This window comes from Hylemonella sp. P2_B10 (assembly GCF_056404875.1).
In genome coordinates this window covers 879,346-900,939 of record NZ_JBFUDE010000003.1, presented here as the reverse complement: position 1 = coordinate 900,939, position 21,594 = coordinate 879,346, and the positions used below count along the sequence as shown (strand labels likewise).

Sequence of the window (21,594 nt, the reverse complement as noted above, 5' to 3'; positions counted from 1 at the left end):
CCAGGTACGGGAGAGTGCTGGTGGCAAAGGTTCAGACCAGGGTGGTCTTGTAATACCGTTTGACGTGCTCGCTCAAGGTGTAGCCGCCGCCCTTGTCGGGCGGGGGCGGCAAGGCTTCAACGGCGGGCGTGTTGAGTACCGGCGCTTTGGCCAGCATGGCTGCCGAGGCGGCTGCGGCCCCGGTCACACCGGCGGCCAGGAAGAATCCACGGCGAGAAGCTTGGGTTGGCTGGTCCTGCATATCGGTCTCCACAAAGGGGGGCACTGCACGGCTGGTTACAAATTCCCTGCCAACTGTATTGGAATCCAGCCCGCACTGCAATGCGTAGTTGGCACCAAGGCATCGGAAAGCCTAGGGTAAACGCTTAGGCAAACCGTGCTGGCGGGGCGTGCCCGGGCGCTAAGCCAGCATGTCAAAGCCCTGCACTTCGACCTGCATGAAACCCTGCGTCAAACCAGCCAGCGCCGCATAGAACCTGGCCTTGGGATGGCGCGTGATGTCGTCGCACAGCGTCTGCACCCAGGGCTGCAAGTGCGCGGCGAAGAACTGGCGCTGGCGCGTCAGGTTGGCCACGGCAACGTCGTCGCCTGCAATCAGAAAGCGCATCACCTCGCACAGGTAGGCGATGTGGTCCTCGGTTTCCGGCATGGCCTCATCGCGCTGCAGGCCCAGTCTGGCCAGATCGTTGCGCAGCGCGGCCAGCGGGCGCTCGTTCAGAAAGCCGCTGAGGAAATGCGAGCCGTACAAATACACCTCGGGCTTGCCCATGCCGCCGAACAAGGTGTTGTACTCCTGCACCACCTGGGCGTCGTCCATGTCGCGCGCCACGGCCACCAGATTGCGCCAGGGCTCCTCCAGAAAGGCACCGGCAGCGGGTGCATCGGTAACTGCCACGCGCAACTGCGCCATCAGGTCGGCAGACGGCGCCGCGTAATACAGCAGGGCCAGCAGCCCGTACAGTTCGGCCCGGGCGGTTTCTTCGTCCAGCGCGGTGGTCAAGGGAATGGCCATGGTGACTACAGGTCCGTGATCCTGGTTTCGCTGTCTGACGAATAGATGTCGATGACGCGGCAATCGCCGCACATCTTCAAGCGTTCGAGTGCGGCCCCCTGGAACATGCTGTGGCCGGCCAGCCTGCCCAGCATGGTCTCGATGGCCTTCAACGTGCCAAAGGGCTTGGCGCAGCGCACGCAGGCATAGGGCTGCATCTCGTTGATCACCACCGCCTCGCGCCGCTGCGGGGTCAGATTCAGCTGCGGCACGAGTGTGATGGCCTGCTCAGGACAGGTCTGGGCGCACAGGCCGCACTGCACACAATTCTTTTCGATGAACTTCAGCTGCAGCGCTTGCGGGTTGTCCTGCAAGGCCGCGGCCGGGCAGGCATTGATGCAGCCAAGGCACATGGTGCAGGCGGCTTTGTCAATGGTCAACGCACCCAGCGGTGAGCCGACGGCGGGCAGCGCGATCACCTCGGGGCGCAGCGCCGCCTGCTCTATCAGGTGGGCCAGCGCAAGCTCCAACGTGGCACGCTTATCGCCCTGCACGGCAAAGCCGGCGCCACGGGCCACGCCTTGAGCCGGCGCAGCCTGCAAGGCGCGATCCAAAGCCACCGGGTCGTCGGCCAGCAGCAACTGCAGATGCTGTCCCGAATAGCCCAAACCCGTCAGCAGGGACTGGGCAACCGCCATCTGCTGGGCCAGCGCCTCGCGATACTGCGGGGCCTCCTCTTGCGTGACCAGCACCCAGACCTGCGAGGCGCCATAGGCCATGGCGGCCAGCCACAGCTCCAGGCCGACAGAAGCGGTATGCCACAGCGCCAGGGGCAACACCCGGGCCGGTACACCGTGAACCGTTTTTTGCAGGCGCGCCGCGCGGCCCAGTTCCCCCAGCAATTTGACACCTGCCTGCTGGCTGTGCAGCAGCAGCGCTGGCTGCTGGCCACCGGCACGGGCGTAGACGGACAACAGCGTCTTGATGCGCACACCCTGCTCAGTGGCCGTGGGGTAGCCGAAACTCAACGCCCCGCTGGGGCATACCGTCGTGCAGGCACCGCAGCCCACGCACAGGTTGGGGTTGACCACGATGCGCTGGCGCTCCCGCTCACTGCTGATGGCCTGGGCTGAACAGACATCGACGCAGGCGTTGCAACCCACTTTCTCATTGCGGCTGTGCGCGCACAGCTTTTGCTTGTAGGCAAAGAACTTGGGTTTCTCGAACTCGCCCACCAGCGCGCGCAGTTGCAGCAGCGGCAGCGGGTCTCGCCCGTCCCAGCGCAGGTAGCCCTGCGGCAGCGCATGCTGGGTAAAGGCCGGCGTGGCGCGCAAGTCCAGCACCAGGTCAAAGTTGTCGGTCTGACTCTGCGGCTCACGGTTGAAGTCAATGGCCCCGGCCGTCCCACACACCTTGACGCACGTGCGATGGGACTGACAGCGCGCCAGGTCGATCTGGTAATCCAGCCCAATGGCCTGCTCCGGGCAGGCGACCACGCAGGCATTGCAGCGCGTGCACAAGTCCAGGTCGATCGGGTTGCTGCGCTGCCACTGCAACTCGAAAGCGCCCAGCCAGCCTTTGAGCTGCTGAATCTGCCCGGTCAGCACCGGGTAGCGGCGCTGCTGCATGCCGCCAGCGGTGCCGGCGTCGGTGGCAAACAGCAGCACGTCCAGTTCATCACCGAGCAAACCGGCAGCGCGCTCTGCCGCATCCAGCGGGCCGATCACCAGCACCTTGCCGGTGCTTTTGTAGGTCACCGTGGCCACAGGCTCGGGCTCGGGCAGATGGGCCAGCGCCAGCAGCGCAGCCATCTTGGGGCCGGCATGGGCGGCGTCCCTGCTCCACCCGCCGGTTTCGCGGATGTTGACAAAACGCAGCGGCGCCGCCGTGCCACCCGGCTGCTGGGCCAGTTCGCTGAAAAGACGTTGCTCCTGCGTGCAGGCCACCACCAGCGGTTCGCCCGATTTCCGCGCCTGCAGGAAACTGCCGACCTCGCGCCGGCACAGGGTGGTGTGGAGCGTCAGTTCTTCATGCAGCGCCGCGCCCAGGGCTTTGGGGTCCAGCGGCATCGTCCTGTTGCAGTCGCAAATCAGTGTGGTCATGGTCACTCGTGTTCTGCCCGGCAGGCGGCTGTGCGCCGGGTTCAGGAAGGTTCAACTCTGGCACGGTTTTGGCCAACTGGCCATCAGCATCATCCCCCAAGCGCTCGCCTTGTAGCCGCGCCTGGGCTTCCTCAGCCGTCTCAAACAGGTTCAGGAACTTGGCACTGGCCAGCTGGCGCAGCATGGCTTCGGGTATCGGATCGGGCTGTGAGTAATCGTCAATGTAAGTGTCCAGCCGGTCCATCACGTTGTAGTGCGGGTCAGTGAACAGCTTGCGCATAGCGGCATTGCGTACTTCGGCGGACACCCCGGGGGCCACAAAGGGTTTGAAATCGGATTGCGCCGTCAATTGGCTCACATCTTCCATCGTGGGCAGCGGCGGCGACGCAGTTTCTGCCTGCGGCTCAATGTTTGTCACGCTCGCATCGCCAGGCTGCGTTGCGGGCAAAGGCGATGCCGATACCGGTGCGCCGTCAGCTGCCGTCGGTGCTGCCGCCGGTTTCGGTTCCTCCAACGGCTGGCCGGCCCTTGCCTGCTGCTTGCGCTGCGACCACCGACCGAGGAAACTATCCGCCATGGCGGTCACCCCCCGGCTTCTTGTCCTTGTCGGTGCTGATGGATGCCGGGTTGCCGAAGCGGTCTGTCAGTGTGCGAAAGCTTTGCGGCCTTCTGCGCTGCTTGGCCTCCACCACATGGTGCTCGTCGACGAAGGCCTGCAGCCACGCCAGCACGTCGGGCGGCGCCGGCACCTGCTCCACCGTTTCCTGCGCGTCCAGCCAGCGCCCGGCGTCGTGGTAGCTCAGCGACACCATTTCCGGCCTGGCCAGCGGCTCGTCGGTAACGCTGGCCTGCTCTTCCATGCGCCACAACACGAACCAGCAAGGCGCTTGCGTGCTGAGGTTGAGGTAATAACCCTCGGCGTCGTCGGTGAACAATTCCACCGGATAGCCCGGGTACAGCCAGCGCTCCTGCTGGTCACTCTTGTACAGGCAGCGCGGCTGCGTGCCAAACCCGGGTTCGTTCTCCACCACCTCGGCCAGTACCCAGCGCCAGGTTTGCCAACGGCTGGCAGCCCCCGTCATGCGCTCGCGGCGCATGACGACGGCAACCTCGAGCTGGGGACGCGGTGCGGACATAGCGCACCCATGGTAGTGCAAGATGGGGCCGCAGTCGCCTTGGGGCGGCCCGGCGGCGACTCGGGCTAGCTATTGCTGGGTTGCGCCTCCGCCGTAGCCTGAACGGGTTGCCACCTCGCCACCACGGCGTATCGCCACCGCGCAGTACTTGAACTCGGGAATCTTGCCGAACGGGTCCAGCGCGGCATTGGTCATCAGGTTGGCGGCTGCCTCGTAGTAGGCGAAGGGGATGAACACCGCGCCGCGCGGCGTGCCGTCGTCACGCCGCACATGGATGGCCACCTGGCCGCGCCGTGACTGCACGGTGATCACGTCGCCCGCCTCCAGGCCCAACGCCACCAGGTCGTCACCACACATGGAGGCGGTGGCCATGGGCTCCAGCGCGTCCAACACGCTGGCGCGGCGCGTCATGCTGCCGGTGTGCCAGTGTTCCAGCTGGCGGCCGGTGATCAGCACGAACGGGAAGTCGGCATCCGGCCGCTCATTGGCCGGGATGATGTCGGCCGGCACCAGTTGCACCCGACCATCGGCGGTGGGGAACTTGTCGATGAACACGGTGGGCGAGCCGGGATCATCCGCGCTCAGGCAGGGGTAGGTGACGCTGGACTCGCGCAGCAGCCGCTCCCAGGTGATGCCCGAGATGGCCGCGTGCATGGCCTGGCGCATCTCCTCATAGACGGCGGCCACACCGCTGTCAGGCCCGGGGTAGCTCCAGGCCACGCCCATGCGCTGGGCGATCTGCTGGATGATCCACAGGTCTGGCTTGGCCTGGCCTGGCGCGTCTATGGCCTGCTTGCCCAGTTGCACCATGCGGTCGGTGTTGCTGACGGTGCCAGTCTTCTCCGGCCAAGCGGTGGCGGGCAACACCACGTCGGCCAGCCAAGCGGTCTCGGTCATGAAGATGTCCTGCACCACCAGGTGTTTCAAACTGGCCAGCGCATGGCGCGCGTGGTTCAGGTCGGGGTCGCTCATGGCCGGGTTCTCGCCCATGATGTACATGCCGTGCACCTTGTGCGGGTCGCTGTCGTCCACCAGCGCCTTGTCCATGATTTCCACCACGGTGTAGCCGGGCTTGTCGTCCAGCTGGGTGCCCCAGAAATCCTCGAACCAGGCATGCGCGCCTGGGTTGGTGACGCGCTGGTAGTTGGGGAACATCATCGGGATCAGCCCGGCGTCGCTGGCGCCCTGCACGTTGTTCTGGCCGCGCAGCGGATGCAGGCCCGAGCCGGGCTTGCCGATCTGGCCGGTGACGGTCACCAGCGCAATCAGGCAGCGCGCGTTGTCGGTGCCGTGCACGTGCTGGCTCACGCCCATGCCCCACAGGATCATCGCGCCCTTGGCACGGGCGAACTCGCGCGCCACCTCGCGCAACGTCTGCGCCGGGATGCCGCAGATGGGCTCCATCGCCTCAGGGCTGTAGCCCTTGACGTTCTCTTTCAGCGCCTCGTAGTTGCTGGCGCGCCGGGCGATGAAGTCCTCGTCGGCCAAGCCTTCGTAGATCACCGTGTGAATCATGGCGTTGAGCATGGCCACGTCGGTGTCGGCCTTGAACTGCAGCGTGCGCCAGGCGTGCTTGCCGATCTCGGTCACACGCGGGTCGGCCAGCACGATCTTGGCGCCCTTCTTGGCCGCGTTCTTCATCCAGGTGGCGGCCACCGGGTGGTTGCCGGTTGGGTTGGAGCCAATGACCATGATCAAGTCGGAGTGCTCCACGTCGTTGACCTGGTTGCTGACCGCGCCCGAGCCCACGCCTTCCAGCAGCGCCGCCACGCTGGAGGCATGGCACAGCCGGGTGCAGTGGTCCACGTTGTTGGAGCCAAAGCCGGTGCGCACCAGCTTCTGGAACAGGTAGGCTTCTTCGTTGCTGCCCTTGGCCGAGCCGAAGCCGGCCAGCGCCTTCTTGCCGTAGGTGTCGCGCAAATCCTTCAACTTGCCGGCGCCCAGTGCCAGCGCCTCATCCCAGGTGGCCTCGCGGAACACGGCTGACCAGTCTGCCGTGTCGCGGTTCAGCTTTGCCAGCATCTCCGGGTCTTTGGACACGCCTTCGCGGCGCACCAGCGGCAGAGTCAGGCGCTGCGGGTTGTGCACATAGTCGAAGCCGAAACGGCCCTTGACGCACAGCCTGTCATGGTTGGCCGGGCCATCGCGCCCGTCCACGCTGATGATTTCGTTGTCCTTGACGTTGTAGGTGATCAGGCAGCCAACGCCGCAGAACGGGCAGACCGAGTCGACCTTTTTGTCGACGATCTGCGAGCCGATTTGCGTCTTGGGCATCAGCGCGCCGGTGGGGCAGGCCTGCACGCACTCGCCGCAGGCCACGCAGGTGCTGTCGCCCATGGGGTCGGCCAGATCGAACACGATGGCGCTGTGCGAGCCGCGCAGTGCATAGCCGATGACGTCGTTGACCTGCTCTTCGCGGCAGGCGCGCACGCAACGGTTGCACTGGATGCAGGCATCCAGGTTGACGGCCATGGCCGGGTGCGACACATCGGCCACCGGCTGCTCGCGCCGCAGGGCCTTCAACTCGGGGCGCACCTGCACCTGCATGCGGTCGGCCCAGGTGCTGAGCTCGCCGTGCTGGCCGCTGCCGCCTTCGGCATCGTTCCACTTGTAGCCGGTGTCAGGCATGTCCGACAGCAGCATCTCCAGCACCATCTTCTGGCTCTTTTGCGCGCGCTCGCTGTTGGCCTGCACCTCCATGCCGGCGCTGGGGGCGCGGCAGCAGCTGGGCGCCAGCGTGCGCTCGCCCTTCACTTCCACCACGCAGGCGCGGCAGTTGCCGTCGGCACGGTAGCCGTCCTTGTAGCAAAGGTGCGGAATGTCCACCCCGTGGCGCTTGGCAGCCTTGAAGATGGTTTCGCCCTCAAAGGCATGGACGGTCTTGCCATCGAGCTTGAACTCGATGGTTTGCGGCAGCACTTCTGCCAGCTTGGCGGGTGCATTCATGTCAGTTCACCTCGTCAGGGAAATACTTCTGCACGCAACGTATCGGGTTGGGCGCGGCCTGGCCCAGGCCGCAGATGGAGGCGTCGGTCATCACGATGTTCAGGTCTTCCAGCGTGGTGTTGTCCCACTGGGGGGCTTCCATCAGTTGCGCGGCTTTGGCGGTGCCGACGCGGCAGGGCGTGCATTGGCCGCAGCTCTCGTGCTCGAAAAAGCGCATCATGTTCAGCGCAGCGTCGCGCGCCTTGTCGTGCTGGCTGAGCACGATGACCGCCGCCGAGCCGATGAAGCCGCCGTGCGGCTGCAGGGTGTCAAAGTCCAGCGGGACATCGGCCATGCGGGCCGGCAAAATGCCGCCCGAGGCGCCGCCAGGCAGGTAGGCATACAGCGTGTGGCCCTCCAGCATGCCGCCGCAGTATTCGTCCAACAACTCCTGCAGCGTGATTCCGGCCGGTGCCAGCTTCACCCCCGGCTGCCTGACGCGCCCGCTGACGCTGAAGCTGCGCAGGCCCTTGCGGCCATTGCGGCCAAAGCCGGCAAACCACTGGGCGCCCTTTTCCACAATGTCGCGCACCCAGTACAGCGTCTCGAAGTTGTGCTCCAGCGTAGGCCGGCCAAACAGGCCCACCTGGGCAATGTAGGGCGGGCGCATGCGCGGCTCGCCGCGCTTGCCTTCGATGCTCTCGATCATGGCCGACTCTTCGCCACAGATGTAGGCACCGGCGCCCCGGCGCAGCTCGATGTGGGGCAGCGGGCACGGCGGACAGGCACGCAGCTTGTCCAGCTCGGCCTGCAGGATGGCGCGGCAACCGTGGTATTCGTCGCGCAGGTAGATGTAGCAGGCGCCGGTGCCCACCACCTGGGCGGCAATCAGCAGGCCTTCCAGGAAACGGTGCGGGTCGCGCTCCAGGTAAGTGCGGTCCTTGAAGGTGCCGGGCTCGCCCTCGTCGATGTTGACGGCCATCACGCGCGGGGCCGGCGTGTCACGCACGATGCGCCACTTGCGCCCGGCCGGAAAGCCCGCGCCACCCAAGCCGCGCAAGCCGGAATCTTCCATCACCTTGAGGATGCGCTCGGCATCCTCCTCACCATTGACCACCGCTGCCGCCAGGTTGTAGCCGCCCTGGGCACGGTAGGCCTCGTAGCCCACATAGGCCGGGGTCGCCTGCGCATGGTCGGGCGTGCTGGTCACGGCAGCTTCAGCGAACCCAGCCGGCACAAAGCCGCCATCAGCGGATGCTGTGGGATGCATCTGCGTACCGGACTTCACCAGCGCAGCCACGCTGTCGGCACTGGCCTGCGGCACCGCGCACTGGTGCACCACGGCCACCGGCGCCTGCTCGCAGCGGCCCAGGCAGGGGGCCGGGATCACGCGCACCTCACTGCCCAGCAAGGCAGGCAGGCGCGCCAGCAAGCCCTTCGCACCGGCCAGCTCGCAGCTCAGCCCATCGCACACGCGCACCGTCAGCGCCGCAGCCTGCTCGTCACCGCGCAACACCTCGAAGTGGTGGTAGAAGGTGGCCACCTCGTACACCTCGGCCATGGGAATGTTCATCTCCTTGGCCAACGCCACCAGGTGGCGGTCGTGCAGGGCGCGGTAGGCGTCGTTGAGCTTGTGCAGATGCTCGATCAGCAGGTCGCGCCGGTGCCCGTCGGGCGGGCAGTTGCCGACCAGCGCGCGCACCTCCAGCAGCGACAGTTCGTCGGCCTGGCGGCCCTTGAGCTTGCTCTTGCGGCGGATGCGCTCGCGCATGTCGTCCACGCTGGCGCGGGCAACGATAGGAGCTTCGGGAGAGGAGGAATTTGCCATGGCCTTGGAAAGTCAAACGGCTGCGCGGTGGTCACCGCGCAGCCGCCTGTTCATCATAGTGACTAACGAATACCTGAGCGTGCTCAGCTGAAAAGCTTGCCCGCCGTCAACAGCGTGCGGTACACACCCCAAGCCAACGGAACACCCACCAGCAGCCAAGCCAGAGCGACCATGGCGGTGGGTGTGGTTTCGGTGGTCACAGAGGCGCCGGCCATGCTGGCCTCGGCGGCAACAGCCTTGTCGTGGGCCAGGCGGCGCTCTTCAGCCAGTTCGGCGTCGGTCATGAACCATTTGTCGGCCAACGGGCGCACCATCAGGTTGCAGATCAGTCCGATGACCAGCATGCCCACCAGGATGTACATGGTCTGGTTGTAGACCTGCTCGCGCGGGATGCCGATGCTGATCTGGTATTCGCGCATGTAGTTCACCACCACCGGGCCCAGAATGCCGGCCGCAGACCAAGCCGTCAGCAGCCGGCCATGGATGGCGCCCACCATCTGCGTACCGAATATATCGGCCAGATAGGCCGGCACCGTGGCAAAGCCACCGCCATACATACTCAAAATGACACAGATGGCTGCCACGAACAGAAACAGGCTACCGCCCATGGCGCTGCCCGGGACGCTGGCGTACATCGCCATGCCCAGCACGAAGAACACCACATAAGTCACCTTGCGGCCCAGCTTGTCGGACAGGCTGGCCCAGAAGAAGCGGCCACCGATGTTAAACAGGCTGAGCAGCGCGGTGAAGCCGGCTGCCACGCCCGCAATGGCGGTCAACTGGGTCTTGTCGAGTTCGCCAAACTTCTTGGTCACGCCAATCAGGTTGCCGCCAAACACCTCCTGCAGCATGGGAGAGGCCATGCCGATCACGCCAATGCCGGCGCTCACGTTCATGAACAGCACCATCCAGATCAGCCAGAACTGCGGAATGCCCCAGACCTTCTTCACGTGCACATGGCGCTGGGTGATCATCGCGTTGCTGGTCTGGGCCACCGGCGGCGTCCAGCCAGCAGGCTTCCAACCGGTGGGCGGCACGCGGTAGCCGAAGGCACCGCCGATCATGAAGACGAAATAGATGACGGCCATGACGATGAAGGTCTGCATCACGCCCACGTCGGTGGGTGTGGCGAAGTACTTCATCAGGTCAGCCGCCAGCGGCGAGCCGATCATTGCGCCGCCACCAAAACCCATGATGGCCATGCCGGTGGCCATGCCACGCCGGTCAGGGAACCATTTGATCAGCGTGGACACCGGCGAGATGTAGCCCAGGCCCAGCCCGATGCCGCCGATGACGCCGGAGCCCAGCACCATCAGCCAAAACTGGTGGGTCTTGATGCCAATGGCCGAGATCAGCATGCCGCCGCACCAGCAGATCGCCGACACCACACCCGCCTTGCGCGGACCGGCGTGCTCCAGCCAGCCGCCCCAAATGGCGGCAGCGCCGCCGAGGAAGACGAAGAACAGCGTGTACATCCAGCCCAGCGTGGCGATCTTCCAGTCGCAGGTGCTGACGAACAGTTCGGCCCAGAAGCCCACGTCGGGCCCGCACTTGATGGCCTCCTTGATGCCCAGCGCCTTGGACAGCGGCAGCCAGAACACGGAAAAACCATAGGCCATGCCGATGCACAGATGGATGGCCAGCGCCGCCGGCGGCACCATCCATCGGTTGAAGCCCGGACCGGCAATGATCCGTTCCTTGTCCAAAATTCCTGCTGTTGAACCTGCCATCGTTGTCTCCTGTTGGCGAATGAAGCGATTTCTCTTTCTCACTGAACCCACACGTTTGTTACGTGTTTCGGCGCAGTATCCGGGTCGGGCTAAGCGCCCGTCCAATTGAATCGAGACATGGCTCGATTCAAAAAATAAATGTTGCATGCAAACAATACATGCTTGCGGCTATCACACAAGCCCGGTGCACACCTGATCTGCGCGGCATTTGCCCTCGTCTGTCTGCCCAGCATATATAGATGTACTAGCACGCCAAGGCCCTGCAGCAGGGCACTGGTTAATGCATCTTGAAAGTGTTGACCGCCGTTTCCAGCAGGCCTGTCTGCTCGCGCATCTTCATCGCCGCCGCCGCCGACTCTTCCACCAGGGCGGCGTTTTGCTGCGTCATCTGCTCTATGCTGCCCACGCTGCGGTTGACCTCCTGGATGCTGGCGCGCTGCTCGTTGCTGGCCAGGGCGATGCCGTCCACAAAGCTGACCATGCGACCAATGGCCTCGCTGATTTCGGCCATCGCGGCGCGGGCCTTGTCGACCTGCTCGCCGCCATCGTCAGCCATCTGCACCGATGTGGCAATCAAACCACGAATGTCCTTGGCGGCGCCAGACGCTCGCTGCGCCAAACCACGCACTTCGGCCGCCACGACAGCAAAACCACGACCCTGCTCGCCGGCCCGCGCGGCCTCGACGGCGGCGTTCAACGCCAGCAGGTTGGTCTGGAAGGCGATGCCATCGATCAACCCGACGATGTCGCTGATGCGGTGGGCACTGGTTTTGATGCGCCCCATGGTCTGCACCACCTGGCCCACGCGCTCGCTGCTGGTGTTGGCCAGGCGCGACACGGAACCCACCAACTCGTTGACCTGGTTGGCCTGATCGGCCGTCTGGCCCACCGTGCCGGTGAGTTGCTCCATGGCCGAGGCGGTGGTGTTGACCTCGCTGCTTTGCTGCTCGGTGCGGTTGGCCAGGTCCATGTTGCCGTCGGCGATTTCGCGCGTGCCGATGGCCACCTGGCCGGCGGCCGAACGCACGCTACCCACCAGGCCGGTCAGCCCCACGCTGACGCTGTTGATGGCCAGCAGCAATTGGCCGATGTCGTCGCGCGTGCTGACATCTATCTGGTTGGTCAGGTCGCCGCTGGCCAGGCGCTGGGCCGCTGCCCGGCCTTCGGCGACCGGCGCGATGACCAGCGCACGCGTCAGGCCCCAGGTAGCGCCGCCGAGGACCAGCAATGTCAGCAAGCCCCAGCCCGCCACAGCGGCGGACATCAAGTCGCCGGCCAGACCATGGAAAACCGCGTGGGTCACCGCAAAGGCTGCCATCACACCCAGGCTCAGCTTGCCGGCCACACCCAGGCCCGGCATGTCAGTGACGTCCAGGCCCACGTACAGGATGCCCACGATGTGGCCGCTGGCGTCGCGCACCGGGTCATAGCGCGTCATCACGCGCCGGCCGAACAGGATGGCATAGCCCACGTAAGGTTCGCCCTGCAACACATGGCGGTAGGCCGCCTGTGAGCGATCCAGCGGCGTGCCGATGGCACGGTTGCCATCGAGCTTGCGCACCGAGGTGGTGATGCGAATGAAGTCGTCACCCACGCGGGCGAAGATGGTGGCGCGCAGGCCGGTGCGCTCGGTGAACCCATCGGGCAGGGAAAAATCCAGGTTCAGCACATGTGAGCCACTGCGCAACACCGGCGTCAGCTTGCCTTGCACATCCACCTGGGTGACGGCATCGAGCGAAAAGCGCTCGGGCATGCTGGCGGCGAAAACACGTGCCGCCCGCTGGATGCGCCACCATACCGGTACCAGTAAGCTCATCTGGCCCGCCCCCGCTGAAACGCGCGCATGCTCAATTCCTTCTCGTAGTTTGTCGCGAATATCTGCGATTGCGCGCGTTTGCGCAACCGGGACATTCCTGTGCCATGGTGCCAGCGTGGTGAATGACTCACACCACCAGCAGGCCGCTGTGGGCAGCAGCATGGCGCAGCCAGGCGCCGTCCTGCGCCAGCGACAGGGCCGCCTCCAGCGCGCGAGATGGCCGCGCGGCGGCGTGCGACATGAAGCCTATGGGCGTGCGCACCTCCGGCTCCATCAGGGGCAGTGCCTCAAGCTCGCGGTAGCCGCGCACGGCCGCCACCAGCGCACCCGGCATCACACTGCACACGCTTCCCGCCACCACGGTCAGGGCCATGGTCAATATGGCATTGGTTTCAATAGCCGGACGCAGGGTCACGCCAGCGGTGGCAAAAGCGGCGTCGACGATGGCACGGTTGTGCATGTCCGGTGTCAACAGGCTCAAGGGAAACTGGCCGGCCTCTCGCCAGCTGATCTTGGCGCCGATCTGCAGGCGCTCGGGATGCGGCTGGGCCGCCTTGCGCACCAGGAAATAGTGCTCCACATACTGGGGCCAGGCCACCAATCGGGTTTCACGCAAGCCCATCCGGTCGGTATAGCCCAATGCCATATCGATGGACAGATCCTCCAGCCCCTGCTCCAGTTCGGAAGAACTCATGGACAGCACCACCGGCACGATGCCACTGTGCCGCGCCTGCAGCATGGCGGCAAAGCGCGCTGCCACCGGCATGGCGGTGGGCACCGCACCCATGCGGATGTTGCCGCGCGGCAAATGCGTCTCGCTGCGCAGCTCCTGCTGCAATATCGCGTGCTCGTGCAGCATCAGCTGTGCGGTGGCCAACACGCGCTCGCCTTCGGGCGTCAGGCCGGCGTAGTTGCGGTCGCGCTTGACGATGACAACGTTGAACTCGCGCTCCAGAGCGCGCAAGGCATTGGACAACGCCGGCTGGGTGATGTGGCAAGCCAGGGCCGCGCGGCCGAAATGCTGGTGCTCATGCAGCGCCACCAGGTAGCGCAGGGAGGACAGCAGGTTCATGGCGGGCCGGTGCGCTTGGAAAGACAAGCGCTCAGGTGTTCTTGGAGATGGTGATGCTGGGGAACTTGCTGGAAAAATCCTTGTTCTTGGCGGCGACGGCAAGCGCCACCTGGCGCGCCACGCGCTTGTAGATGCCGGCGATCTCGCCCTCGGGCTCGGCCACCACGGTGGGCAGGCCGCTGTCGGCCTGCACGCGTATGCGCATGTCCAGCGGCAGTGCGCCCAGGTAGTCCATCTTGTATTCGGCCGCCATGCGCTTGCCGCCATCGGCACCAAAAATGTGCTCCACATGGCCGCAGTTGCTGCACACGTGCACCGCCATGTTCTCCACGATGCCCAGGATGGGCACGCCCACTTTCTCGAACATCTTGATGCCCTTTTTGGCGTCCAGCAGCGCAATGTCCTGCGGCGTGGTGACGATCACCGCGCCCGTCATGGGCACGCGCTGGCTCAAGGTCAGCTGGATGTCGCCGGTGCCCGGCGGCAGGTCCACCACCAGGTAGTCCAAATTGTCCCAATTGGTCTGGCGCAGCAACTGCTCCAGCGCCTGGGTGGCCATGGGGCCGCGCCAGATCATGGCCTGGTCCGCATCCACCAGGAAGCCTATGGACATCACCTGCACACCATGGCTCTCCACCGGCTCCATGGTCTTGCCGTCCTCGCTTTCGGGCCGCTGGTGCACCCCCATCATGGTGGGAATGCTGGGGCCGTAGATGTCGGCGTCCAGCAGGCCCACGCGCGCGCCCTCGCTGGCCAGCGCCAGCGCCAAGTTGGCCGCCGTGGTGCTCTTGCCCACGCCGCCCTTGCCCGAAGCCACCGCCACGATGTTCTTCACGCCCGGCAGCAGTTGCACGCCGCGCTGCACCGCGTGGGCGCTGATGCGGCTGACCACGCTCACCCGCGCCTCGGTCACGCCGCTCACACCCAACGCGGCCTGACGCAGGCTGTCCCCAATCTGGGCTGCCTGGCTCTTGGCCGGGTAACCCAGCTCGACTTCGAAGCTGAGCTTGCCGTCGGTCAACGCCAGATGCTTGATGCTCTTGCTGCCGACATAGTCCTTGCCGGTGTTGGGATCGACCACCTGCTTGAGGGCCTCCAACACCGCCTGTTCCGTCACTGCCATCGTGTACTCCTGAAGGCGGCTAGTCTAGCCAGTTTGCGCAGGCTGTTGCGCAAACCCTACCCAAACCCGGCTATTCACGGGTTTTCCCCCGTCCGATAAGCCGCTGCCGCGAATGGCGTCCGCATAATGGGCGCCATGGCAGACGACAACAACAACACGCCACCCGTCCCCACCACCGGTTTGTTGCTGACCGGCGGCGGCGCCCGCGCCGCCTACCAGGTGGGCGTGCTGGAAGCCATTGCCGACATACGCATCGCCTGCGGCGCGCAGCATGAGGGCAGCCCGTTTTCCATCATCACCGGCACCTCGGCGGGCGCCATCAACGCCGCCGCGCTGGCCACCGGCGCCGATGATTTCGACGGCACCATACGCCGCATCGTCTCGATCTGGCGCAACTTCAAGGCCCAGCAGGTCTACCGGGCGGACGCACTGGGCGTGATGCGCACCGGCGCGCGCTGGTTGACGCTGCTCTCCCTGGGCTGGCTGATCAACAAATGGCGGCGCCTGCCGCCCAAGTCGTTGCTGGACAATGCACCGCTGCTGGACCTGTTGGGCGCCGTGGTGCACCTGGAGCGGCTGCCGCAGCTGATCGCGCAGGGCCACCTGCAAGCGCTGGCGGTCACCGCTTCGAGCTACAGCTCGGGCGAACACGTCACCTTCTTCCAGGGGCTGGAATCACTGAAACCCTGGGTGCGTTCGCAGCGGCTGGCGGTGCATGACCGCATCACCTTTGACCACCTGCTGGCCTCGTCGGCCATCCCGTTCATCTTCCCCTCGGTGCCGCTGCCTATCAATGGCCACATGGAGTACTTCGGCGACGGCTCCATGCGCCAGTCTGCCCCCATTGCACCGGCCATCCACCTGGGCTCCACCCGGGTGCTGGTGATAGGCGCCGGGCGCATGACCGAACCCAAGGCGGAAGCCGGCCAGGCCACCCCCAATGCCTACCCGTCGCTGGCGCAGATCGCTGGCCACGCGCTGTCCAACATCTTCCTGGACGCACTGGCGGTGGATGTGGAGCGCCTGCGCCGCATCAACGCCACCCTGTCGCTGATCCCGCCTGCCGCGCTGGCAGCCAGCCCACTGCGGCCGGTGGACCTGCTCGTGATCGCCCCTTCGCAGCGCCTGGACGTCGCCGCTGCCCGCCATGTGGACGCGCTGCCGCATGCGGTGCGCACCTTGCTCAGCGGCCTGGGCGTGTCCTCCAAGGCCAAGGACGTGAAGGGGGCGGCACTGGCCAGCTACCTGCTGTTCGAATCCAGCTACACCACCGAGCTGCTGGAGCTGGGCTATGCCGATGCCATGGCCCAGGCGCATGAGGTGCGGCGCTTTTTCGGCTGGGGCGAGCCCAATGGGTCTACGCGGCTGCCGTGGCCGGAGGACAGCACCGAGGTCATCGCACCAAAGTAGCTGGCCTCCGCGAGCTGCCGACGCCGCAGGTGCGCGTGGCTACGCGGATGTCCCCCGGGCCTGCGGCCCTCCTCCTTGATTCCGCTCCGCCACGCGCCCCAGCGACATCGGGTCAATTGGCACGCGCAACGCTGAAATACCGGAACGCCAACCACGTTCGCAGGATCAGGCCTTGGGGCGGCCTGCGGTGACTTTGGACGCGCCGTAAAATGGCGGGTTCCCCCTGAAAGCAACAGGCGATTTTTCGCCATCCGTCCATGTCGCGCAAACTCTTTGTCACCACCGCCCTGCCCTACGCCAACGCCGGATTCCACATCGGCCACATGATGGAGTACATCCAGGCCGACATCTGGGTGCGGTTCCAGCGCATGCAGGGGCATGAGGTGAAGTTTGTCTGCGCCGACGACGCGCACGGTGCGCCCATCATGATTGCGGCGGAAAAGGCCGGCAAGACGCCGCAGCAGTTCGTGGCCGAGATCGCCGCCGGGCGCCAGCAGTACCTGGATGGCTTTCACATAGCGTTTGACAACTGGCACTCCACCGATGGCCCCGAGAACCATGAGCTGGCGCAGCAGATCTACCTGCAGCTCAAAGCCGCCGGGCTGATCGCCACGCGTACTGTGGAGCAGTTCTTTGATACCGAAAAGAACATGTTCCTGCCGGACCGCTTCATCAAGGGCGAATGCCCGAACTGCGGTGCCAAGGACCAGTATGGCGACAACTGCGAAGTCTGCGGTGCCGTCTACAGCCCCACCGAGCTGAAAAACCCGTACTCCGCGCTGTCGGGTGTGACGCCGGTGCTGCGCACTTCCGAACACTTTTTCTTCAGCCTGTCCGACCCGAAATGCGTGGAATTTCTGGATCAATGGACGCAGGGCAGTGACGGCAACGGCCAACCGCACTTGCAAGCCGAAGTGCGCAACAAGATCAGGGAATGGTTGACGCCTGACGCTGAGACCGGCCGAATCGGCCTGGGTGACTGGGACATCAGCCGCGACGCGCCCTACTTCGGCATCGAGATCCCCGACGCGCCGGGCAAATATTTCTATGTGTGGCTGGACGCGCCGGTGGGCTACCTGGCGTCGTTGAAGAACCTGTTCATCAAGACCTATGGCACGGTGGACGGCCCCACGCAATATGACGCCTTCATGGCCGACCCCGAGGTGGAGCAGTACCACTTCATCGGCAAGGACATCATCACCTTCCACACGCTGTTCTGGCCGGCCATGCTGCACTTCAGCGGCCGCAAGACGCCCAACGCCATCCACGTGCACGGCTTTTTGACGGTGAACAGCGAGAAGATGAGCAAGAGCCGCGGCACCGGCCTGAACCCGCTGAAGTACCTGGATCTGAAAATGAACCCGGAATGGCTGCGCTACTACATCGCCGCCAAGCTGTCGTCCCGCAACGAGGACATCGACTTCAACCCGGAAGACTTCACGGCCCGGGTCAATGCCGACCTGATCGGCAAGTACGTCAACATCGCCAGCCGCGCGGCCGGCTTCCTCAGCAAGCGCTTTGGCGGCAAGCTGACGGCCGAGTTCGGCAACGGCACGGACCTGCTGGCCCAGTTGCGCGGCAAAGCCGACGCCCTGGCCCAGTTGTATGACCAGCGCGAGTACGGCAAGGCATTGCGCGACATCATGCTGCTGGCCGATCGCGTCAACGAGTACGTGGATGCCAACAAGCCCTGGGAACTGGCCAAGGACACCGCCAACGACGCCCAGTTGCACCAGGTGTGCTCGGTGCTGATCAACGCCTTTGCCATTCTGACGCGCTACCTGGCGCCTATCCTGCCCGGCGTGGCCAAGGCGGTGGCCGAGTTCACCCATGTGCCTATGGCCGATTGGGCCAGCGCTGAAGACGTGCGCGAAATCAAGCCTTACCAGCACCTGATGCAGCGGGTGGACATCAAGCAGCTGGAAGCGCTGTTCGAGGCGCCGCCCGCGGCTGTGGAAGCCCCAGCCGCCAAGCCCGGCGGCGAGGACATCGCCCCCACCATCACCATCGACGACTTCGCCAAGATCGACCTGCGCATCGCCAAGATCGTCAACTGCGAGGCGGTGGAAGGCTCCACCAAACTGCTGCGCCTGACGCTGGACGCGGGCGAAGGCAAGACACGCAACGTGTTCTCCGGCATCGCCAGCGCCTACCAGCCGGCCGACCTGGTGGGCAAGCTGACCGTGCTGGTGGCCAACCTGGCGCCGCGCAAGATGAAGTTCGGCGTCAGCGAGGGCATGGTGCTGGCCGCCAGCCATGCTGACGAAAAGGCCCAGCCCGGCATCTACGTGCTGGAGCCAGGCAACGGCGCCCAGCCGGGCATGCGGGTGCGCTGAGCGGCACTTTTTCCGCACCGCCAGCCCAACCGGTTGGGCTGGCTTGTCAGGTTTTTTCTGACAGCATGCATGGCCGTTCCCCGACTACTCTGATGATTGGATGGGTTTCACAATCCTTTTCATGCAATCAGGCGCCGCACGCAAGTCCGCGTACCCCCTGAATGCCACTGACTGGAGAGTGCCATCATGGACAACGCGCAATTGCTGACGGAGATACGCGAGGCCAACCTCACGTACCTGAACCTGGCGCAGAAGATGATCCGCATCGACCGCGCCCAAGCGGTCGAGCAATTGGGCGTGACACTGGAGAGCGCCGACCTGCTGGCCCTGCTGTCGCCGGCCCAGGTGCTGAAGATCGCCACCGGCAACATGCTGCTGTGCCGCTTCCGGGTGGACGACGACCTGGTGTGGAACCTGTTGACCGACCACCGCCCGCCGGCCGCGCAGTTCATGGGCCGTGCCGCGACGATGCGCAAGCCCACCAACGGCAACGGCCTGCTGGCCGACGTGATTTAACCCTCGAAATTTTTTGCCGCCGGGCCGCCCCAAGGCAAAAAGCGGCCCCCTCGGGGGGCAGGACGGACACGAAGTGCCGGACGTGGGGGCTCAACTCAACCAGGAAATCAGCGTGGCGGGGTGGAAGCCCCACCCCAGCAGGCCCGCCAGGCCCATCACCACGCCGAACCCCGCTGGCACCATGGCCAGCGCGTACAGCCACCACAGCTGCGTCAACGAGGCCAGCGCCAGCAACGAGATGGCGATGGCGATCAGCGCGTCCGACAGGTCAAACTGGTCATCGCGGTAGTTCAGCGCGTCGTAGGTCTGCTGGTCTTTCTCGGCCTGCTTCATCAGCTCGGCCTTCTTCGCCGCCTGGTCCTGGGCCAGCTTCTCATACTGGGCAATGGCCTCCTGGTAGCCGGCCTGCTTGTCTGCCGGCAACTGGGCTGCCTGCAGGCGCAGCTGCACCAGCGTGGACTTGGCCACCTCTTCACGGATGTTGCGCGCCTGGTAGTAGCCCCAGTGGTCTATCTTGTCGGCCTGGGCCTGTTGCATGCCCTGCACGATGTTGTCGTCCTTCACCTTGCAGATGCCCATGAAGGTGGCCAGCAAGGCCACCGCCACGGCCACCGCCGGGTTGATCCAGGCATTCTTGCTGGCCTTTGGGGGTGCTGGCTCGGGCGTGCCGGCCGGGTTCAGGGGGTCAATGTCCATGCGCTAGCTCTTGGCTTGTTGTAAATCAACGAACGGAGCGGAATTGTGCCTCAAGGCACGTCAACGAACGTAAACTGCACGTTACACACCATGAGCCGCACCGCACCGCACCTGTCCTTGTCCACCTTGACGCGGCGGCGCCTGTTCATCACCCGCCTGCACCACTGCGGCCCTCCGAAAGCGAATTGAAGCCGTTCTCGCGCTCGATTCATTTTCGGAGGTTTGATGAAGCTGCTCTCGTCCTTTGAGTTCCGGCCCTACCTGCTCAACGCGCTGCACGACTACAGCTGGCCGCGCTTCTGGCGCGATGCGGCGGCGGGCGCCACCGTGGGCGTGGTGGCATTGCCGCTGGCCATGGCCTTTGCCATCGCCAGCGGGCTGAAGCCGCAGGCCGGGCTGGTCACCGCCGTGCTGGCGGGCTTCCTGATCTCGGCGTTGGGCGGCAGCAAGGTGCAAATCGGCGGGCCGGCGGGTGCCTTCATCGTCATCGTCTACGGCATCCAGGAACGCTTCGGCCTGGCCAACCTGATCATTGCCACCGCGATGTCGGGGCTGATGCTGTTCGCCATGGGCCTGTTCAAGCTGGGTTCGCTGATACGCTTCATTCCGGTGGCGGTGGTGATTGGCTTCACCAACGGCATCGCGGTGCTGATCGCGGTCTCGCAGCTCAAGGATTTCCTGGGCCTGACGGTGGCGCAGATGCCGGCCAATTTCTTCGGTATTGTGGAAACGCTGGCGCAGTCCCTGCAGAGCCTGAACCCGGTGGCTTTCGGCTTGGCACTGCTGTCGCTGGCGGTGGTGGTGGGTTGGCAGCAGGGCATGCCCCGACTGGCCCGGCGGCTGCCGGCGCTGCGCGCCCTGGGCGCCATGGCCGCCCTGCCCGGCTCCATCGTGGCGCTGGTGCTGGCCACGCTGGCCACCGCGTTGCTGGCGTTGCCGGTGGAAACCATAGGCAGCCGCTTTGGCGGCATCCCCTCGGGCCTGCCGGGTTTCAATTTGCCGGCGTTGTCGTGGGAGACGGCGCGCTTCCTGCTGCTGCCGGCCACCACGCTGGCGCTGCTCGGATCCATTGAGTCGCTGCTGTGCGCCCGCGTGGCCGACGGCATGGTGGGCGGCCGCCACAACCCCAACCAGGAGCTGATGGCCCAGGGTGTGGCCAATTTCGTCACGCCCTTCTTTGGTGGCATGCCAGCCACCGGCACCATTGCCCGCACCGTGACCAACATCAAAAGCGGCGCCACCAGCCCGGTGGCCGGCATGGTGCACGCGCTGGTGCTGCTGCTGGTGATCGTGGTGGCGGCGCCGCTGGCGCAAAGCGTGCCGCTGGCCGTTTTGGCGGCCATCCTGATGTTCGTGGCCTGGAACATGGGCGAGTGGCGTGCTTTTGCACAGCTGCGCCAGTTCCGCCTGCCTTACCGGTTAACGCTGCTGCTGGTGTTCTTCCTCACCGTGGTGTTTGACCTCACGGTGGCGGTGGAGGTGGGGCTGATTGGCGCCGGCATCACCTTCATCTACCGCATCTCCAGCCTGTCGCGCTCCGAGGCGGTGGCGCCGCAGGCCTACCCCGAGCTGGCCAACCAGGGCGTGGGCGAGGTGGCGGCCTATCGGCTGTACGGCGCCATCTTCTTCGGCGCCGTCAAGCTGGTGGAGCAACTGGAGGACCACCTGCCCCGCCACGCGCTGGTGCTGGACCTGAAAAACGTCATTTATGTCGATTCCAGCGGCGCCGACACCCTGCTGGACCTGGCCCGTACCTGTGGCAAAGCCCAGGTGCGCCTGCTGCTGTGCGGCCTGCAACACCAGCCGCTGGACATTGCCCGGCGTTGCGGCCTGCTGACGCTGCTGCCGGCGCAGGATGTGCAGGACAATCTGGCGGCCGGGGTGGCGGCGGCCTGTGCCCGCTAAAATGGGGC

Annotated in this window: 16 protein-coding genes; 4 read left to right on the top strand and 12 right to left on the bottom strand. The window is 65.3% G+C overall.

Annotated elements, in window-relative coordinates; genetic code table 11:
- Window positions 1-31: 31 nt before the first annotated feature.
- The 11 genes from AC1DX2_RS16585 to apbC form a co-directional block, all read right to left on the bottom strand.
- A complete protein-coding gene (locus tag AC1DX2_RS16585) occupies window positions 32-241 on the bottom strand; it encodes a formate dehydrogenase (RefSeq protein ID WP_477197455.1) in 210 nt (69 codons plus the stop codon).
- Between the two features lie 159 nt (window positions 242-400).
- Window positions 401-1,012 carry a TorD/DmsD family molecular chaperone gene (locus tag AC1DX2_RS16580; protein WP_477197454.1) on the bottom strand — a complete coding sequence of 204 codons (612 nt, stop codon included), beginning with the start codon at window positions 1,010-1,012 and terminating at the stop codon, window positions 401-403.
- Window positions 1,013-1,017: 5 nt separating this feature from the next.
- Window positions 1,018-3,093 (bottom strand): 4Fe-4S dicluster domain-containing protein, encoded by a 2,076-nt coding sequence (locus AC1DX2_RS16575; protein ID WP_477197453.1) that lies wholly within the window; start codon window positions 3,091-3,093, stop codon window positions 1,018-1,020.
- The gene (locus tag AC1DX2_RS16570; protein ID WP_477197713.1) at window positions 3,020-3,670 is read right to left on the bottom strand and encodes a DUF3306 domain-containing protein; all 651 of its coding nucleotides are present in this window, start codon (window positions 3,668-3,670) and stop codon (window positions 3,020-3,022) included. Before AC1DX2_RS16570 ends, AC1DX2_RS16575 begins: the two co-directional genes overlap by 74 nt.
- A complete protein-coding gene (locus AC1DX2_RS16565) occupies window positions 3,660-4,229 on the bottom strand; it encodes a DUF3305 domain-containing protein (protein ID WP_477197452.1) in 570 nt (189 codons plus the stop codon). The genes AC1DX2_RS16570 and AC1DX2_RS16565 overlap by 11 nt, the downstream gene beginning before the upstream one ends.
- A 69-nt stretch (window positions 4,230-4,298) precedes the next feature.
- Complete coding sequence (fdhF, locus tag AC1DX2_RS16560; protein WP_477197451.1) at window positions 4,299-7,175, bottom strand: formate dehydrogenase subunit alpha; 2,877 nt, start codon at window positions 7,173-7,175, stop codon at window positions 4,299-4,301.
- 1 nt (window position 7,176) lies between these two features.
- Entirely contained in the window at window positions 7,177-8,982 is a 1,806-nt protein-coding gene (locus tag AC1DX2_RS16555; protein WP_477197450.1) for an NADH-ubiquinone oxidoreductase-F iron-sulfur binding region domain-containing protein, read from the bottom strand.
- 83 nt (window positions 8,983-9,065) lie between these two features.
- Window positions 9,066-10,712, bottom strand: a complete 1,647-nt coding sequence (locus AC1DX2_RS16550; protein WP_477197449.1) for an OFA family MFS transporter — start codon at window positions 10,710-10,712, stop codon at window positions 9,066-9,068.
- Window positions 10,713-10,989: 277 nt separating this feature from the next.
- A complete protein-coding gene (locus AC1DX2_RS16545; protein ID WP_477197448.1) occupies window positions 10,990-12,528 on the bottom strand; it encodes a methyl-accepting chemotaxis protein in 1,539 nt (512 codons plus the stop codon).
- A 127-nt stretch (window positions 12,529-12,655) separates the two neighbouring features.
- Window positions 12,656-13,600 carry a LysR family transcriptional regulator gene (locus tag AC1DX2_RS16540; protein ID WP_477197447.1) on the bottom strand — a complete coding sequence of 315 codons (945 nt, stop codon included), beginning with the start codon at window positions 13,598-13,600 and terminating at the stop codon, window positions 12,656-12,658.
- Window positions 13,601-13,631: 31 nt separating this feature from the next.
- Entirely contained in the window at window positions 13,632-14,723 is a 1,092-nt protein-coding gene (gene apbC / locus AC1DX2_RS16535; RefSeq protein ID WP_477197446.1) for an iron-sulfur cluster carrier protein ApbC, read from the bottom strand.
- A 135-nt stretch (window positions 14,724-14,858) separates the two neighbouring features.
- Between apbC and AC1DX2_RS16530 the strand changes: the two genes are divergently transcribed.
- From AC1DX2_RS16530 to flhD, 3 genes are all read left to right on the top strand, one after another.
- Window positions 14,859-16,133, top strand: coding sequence for a patatin-like phospholipase family protein (locus tag AC1DX2_RS16530; protein WP_477197445.1), 1,275 nt, complete (start codon window positions 14,859-14,861; stop codon window positions 16,131-16,133).
- Between the two features lie 257 nt (window positions 16,134-16,390).
- A complete protein-coding gene (gene metG / locus AC1DX2_RS16525; RefSeq protein ID WP_477197444.1) occupies window positions 16,391-18,469 on the top strand; it encodes a methionine--tRNA ligase in 2,079 nt (692 codons plus the stop codon).
- Between the two features lie 186 nt (window positions 18,470-18,655).
- Window positions 18,656-18,985: a flagellar transcriptional regulator FlhD gene (gene flhD / locus AC1DX2_RS16520; RefSeq protein ID WP_477197443.1), complete on the top strand. Its 330-nt coding sequence runs from the start codon at window positions 18,656-18,658 to the stop codon at window positions 18,983-18,985.
- Window positions 18,986-19,075: 90 nt separating this feature from the next.
- Here the strand turns inward: flhD and AC1DX2_RS16515 are convergent, their stop codons facing one another.
- Window positions 19,076-19,681: a DUF4337 domain-containing protein gene (locus AC1DX2_RS16515; RefSeq protein WP_477197442.1), complete on the bottom strand. Its 606-nt coding sequence runs from the start codon at window positions 19,679-19,681 to the stop codon at window positions 19,076-19,078.
- Window positions 19,682-19,906: 225 nt separating this feature from the next.
- Between AC1DX2_RS16515 and AC1DX2_RS16510 the strand changes: the two genes are divergently transcribed.
- A complete protein-coding gene (locus AC1DX2_RS16510) occupies window positions 19,907-21,586 on the top strand; it encodes a SulP family inorganic anion transporter (protein ID WP_477197441.1) in 1,680 nt (559 codons plus the stop codon).
- The last annotated feature ends 8 nt before the right edge of the window (window positions 21,587-21,594 follow it).

What these genes read in the sequence shown, in the direction of transcription:
- AC1DX2_RS16580 (WP_477197454.1), bottom strand. Translation starts at nt 1,012, where the DNA reads ATGGCCATTCCCTTGACCACCGCGCTGGACGAAGAAACCGCCCGGGCC.
- AC1DX2_RS16540 (WP_477197447.1), bottom strand. Translation starts at nt 13,600, where the DNA reads ATGAACCTGCTGTCCTCCCTGCGCTACCTGGTGGCGCTGCATGAGCAC.
- AC1DX2_RS16565 (WP_477197452.1), bottom strand. Translation starts at nt 4,229, where the DNA reads ATGTCCGCACCGCGTCCCCAGCTCGAGGTTGCCGTCGTCATGCGCCGC.
- flhD (WP_477197443.1), top strand. Translation starts at nt 18,656, where the DNA reads ATGGACAACGCGCAATTGCTGACGGAGATACGCGAGGCCAACCTCACG.
- AC1DX2_RS16585 (WP_477197455.1), bottom strand. Translation starts at nt 241, where the DNA reads ATGCAGGACCAGCCAACCCAAGCTTCTCGCCGTGGATTCTTCCTGGCC.
- AC1DX2_RS16515 (WP_477197442.1), bottom strand. Translation starts at nt 19,681, where the DNA reads ATGGACATTGACCCCCTGAACCCGGCCGGCACGCCCGAGCCAGCACCC.
- AC1DX2_RS16550 (WP_477197449.1), bottom strand. Translation starts at nt 10,712, where the DNA reads ATGGCAGGTTCAACAGCAGGAATTTTGGACAAGGAACGGATCATTGCC.
- AC1DX2_RS16510 (WP_477197441.1), top strand. Translation starts at nt 19,907, where the DNA reads ATGAAGCTGCTCTCGTCCTTTGAGTTCCGGCCCTACCTGCTCAACGCG.
- apbC (WP_477197446.1), bottom strand. Translation starts at nt 14,723, where the DNA reads ATGGCAGTGACGGAACAGGCGGTGTTGGAGGCCCTCAAGCAGGTGGTC.
- AC1DX2_RS16555 (WP_477197450.1), bottom strand. Translation starts at nt 8,982, where the DNA reads ATGGCAAATTCCTCCTCTCCCGAAGCTCCTATCGTTGCCCGCGCCAGC.
- AC1DX2_RS16570 (WP_477197713.1), bottom strand. Translation starts at nt 3,670, where the DNA reads ATGGCGGATAGTTTCCTCGGTCGGTGGTCGCAGCGCAAGCAGCAGGCA.
- AC1DX2_RS16530 (WP_477197445.1), top strand. Translation starts at nt 14,859, where the DNA reads ATGGCAGACGACAACAACAACACGCCACCCGTCCCCACCACCGGTTTG.
- AC1DX2_RS16575 (WP_477197453.1), bottom strand. Translation starts at nt 3,093, where the DNA reads ATGACCACACTGATTTGCGACTGCAACAGGACGATGCCGCTGGACCCC.
- AC1DX2_RS16545 (WP_477197448.1), bottom strand. Translation starts at nt 12,528, where the DNA reads ATGAGCTTACTGGTACCGGTATGGTGGCGCATCCAGCGGGCGGCACGT.
- metG (WP_477197444.1), top strand. Translation starts at nt 16,391, where the DNA reads ATGTCGCGCAAACTCTTTGTCACCACCGCCCTGCCCTACGCCAACGCC.
- fdhF (WP_477197451.1), bottom strand. Translation starts at nt 7,175, where the DNA reads ATGAATGCACCCGCCAAGCTGGCAGAAGTGCTGCCGCAAACCATCGAG.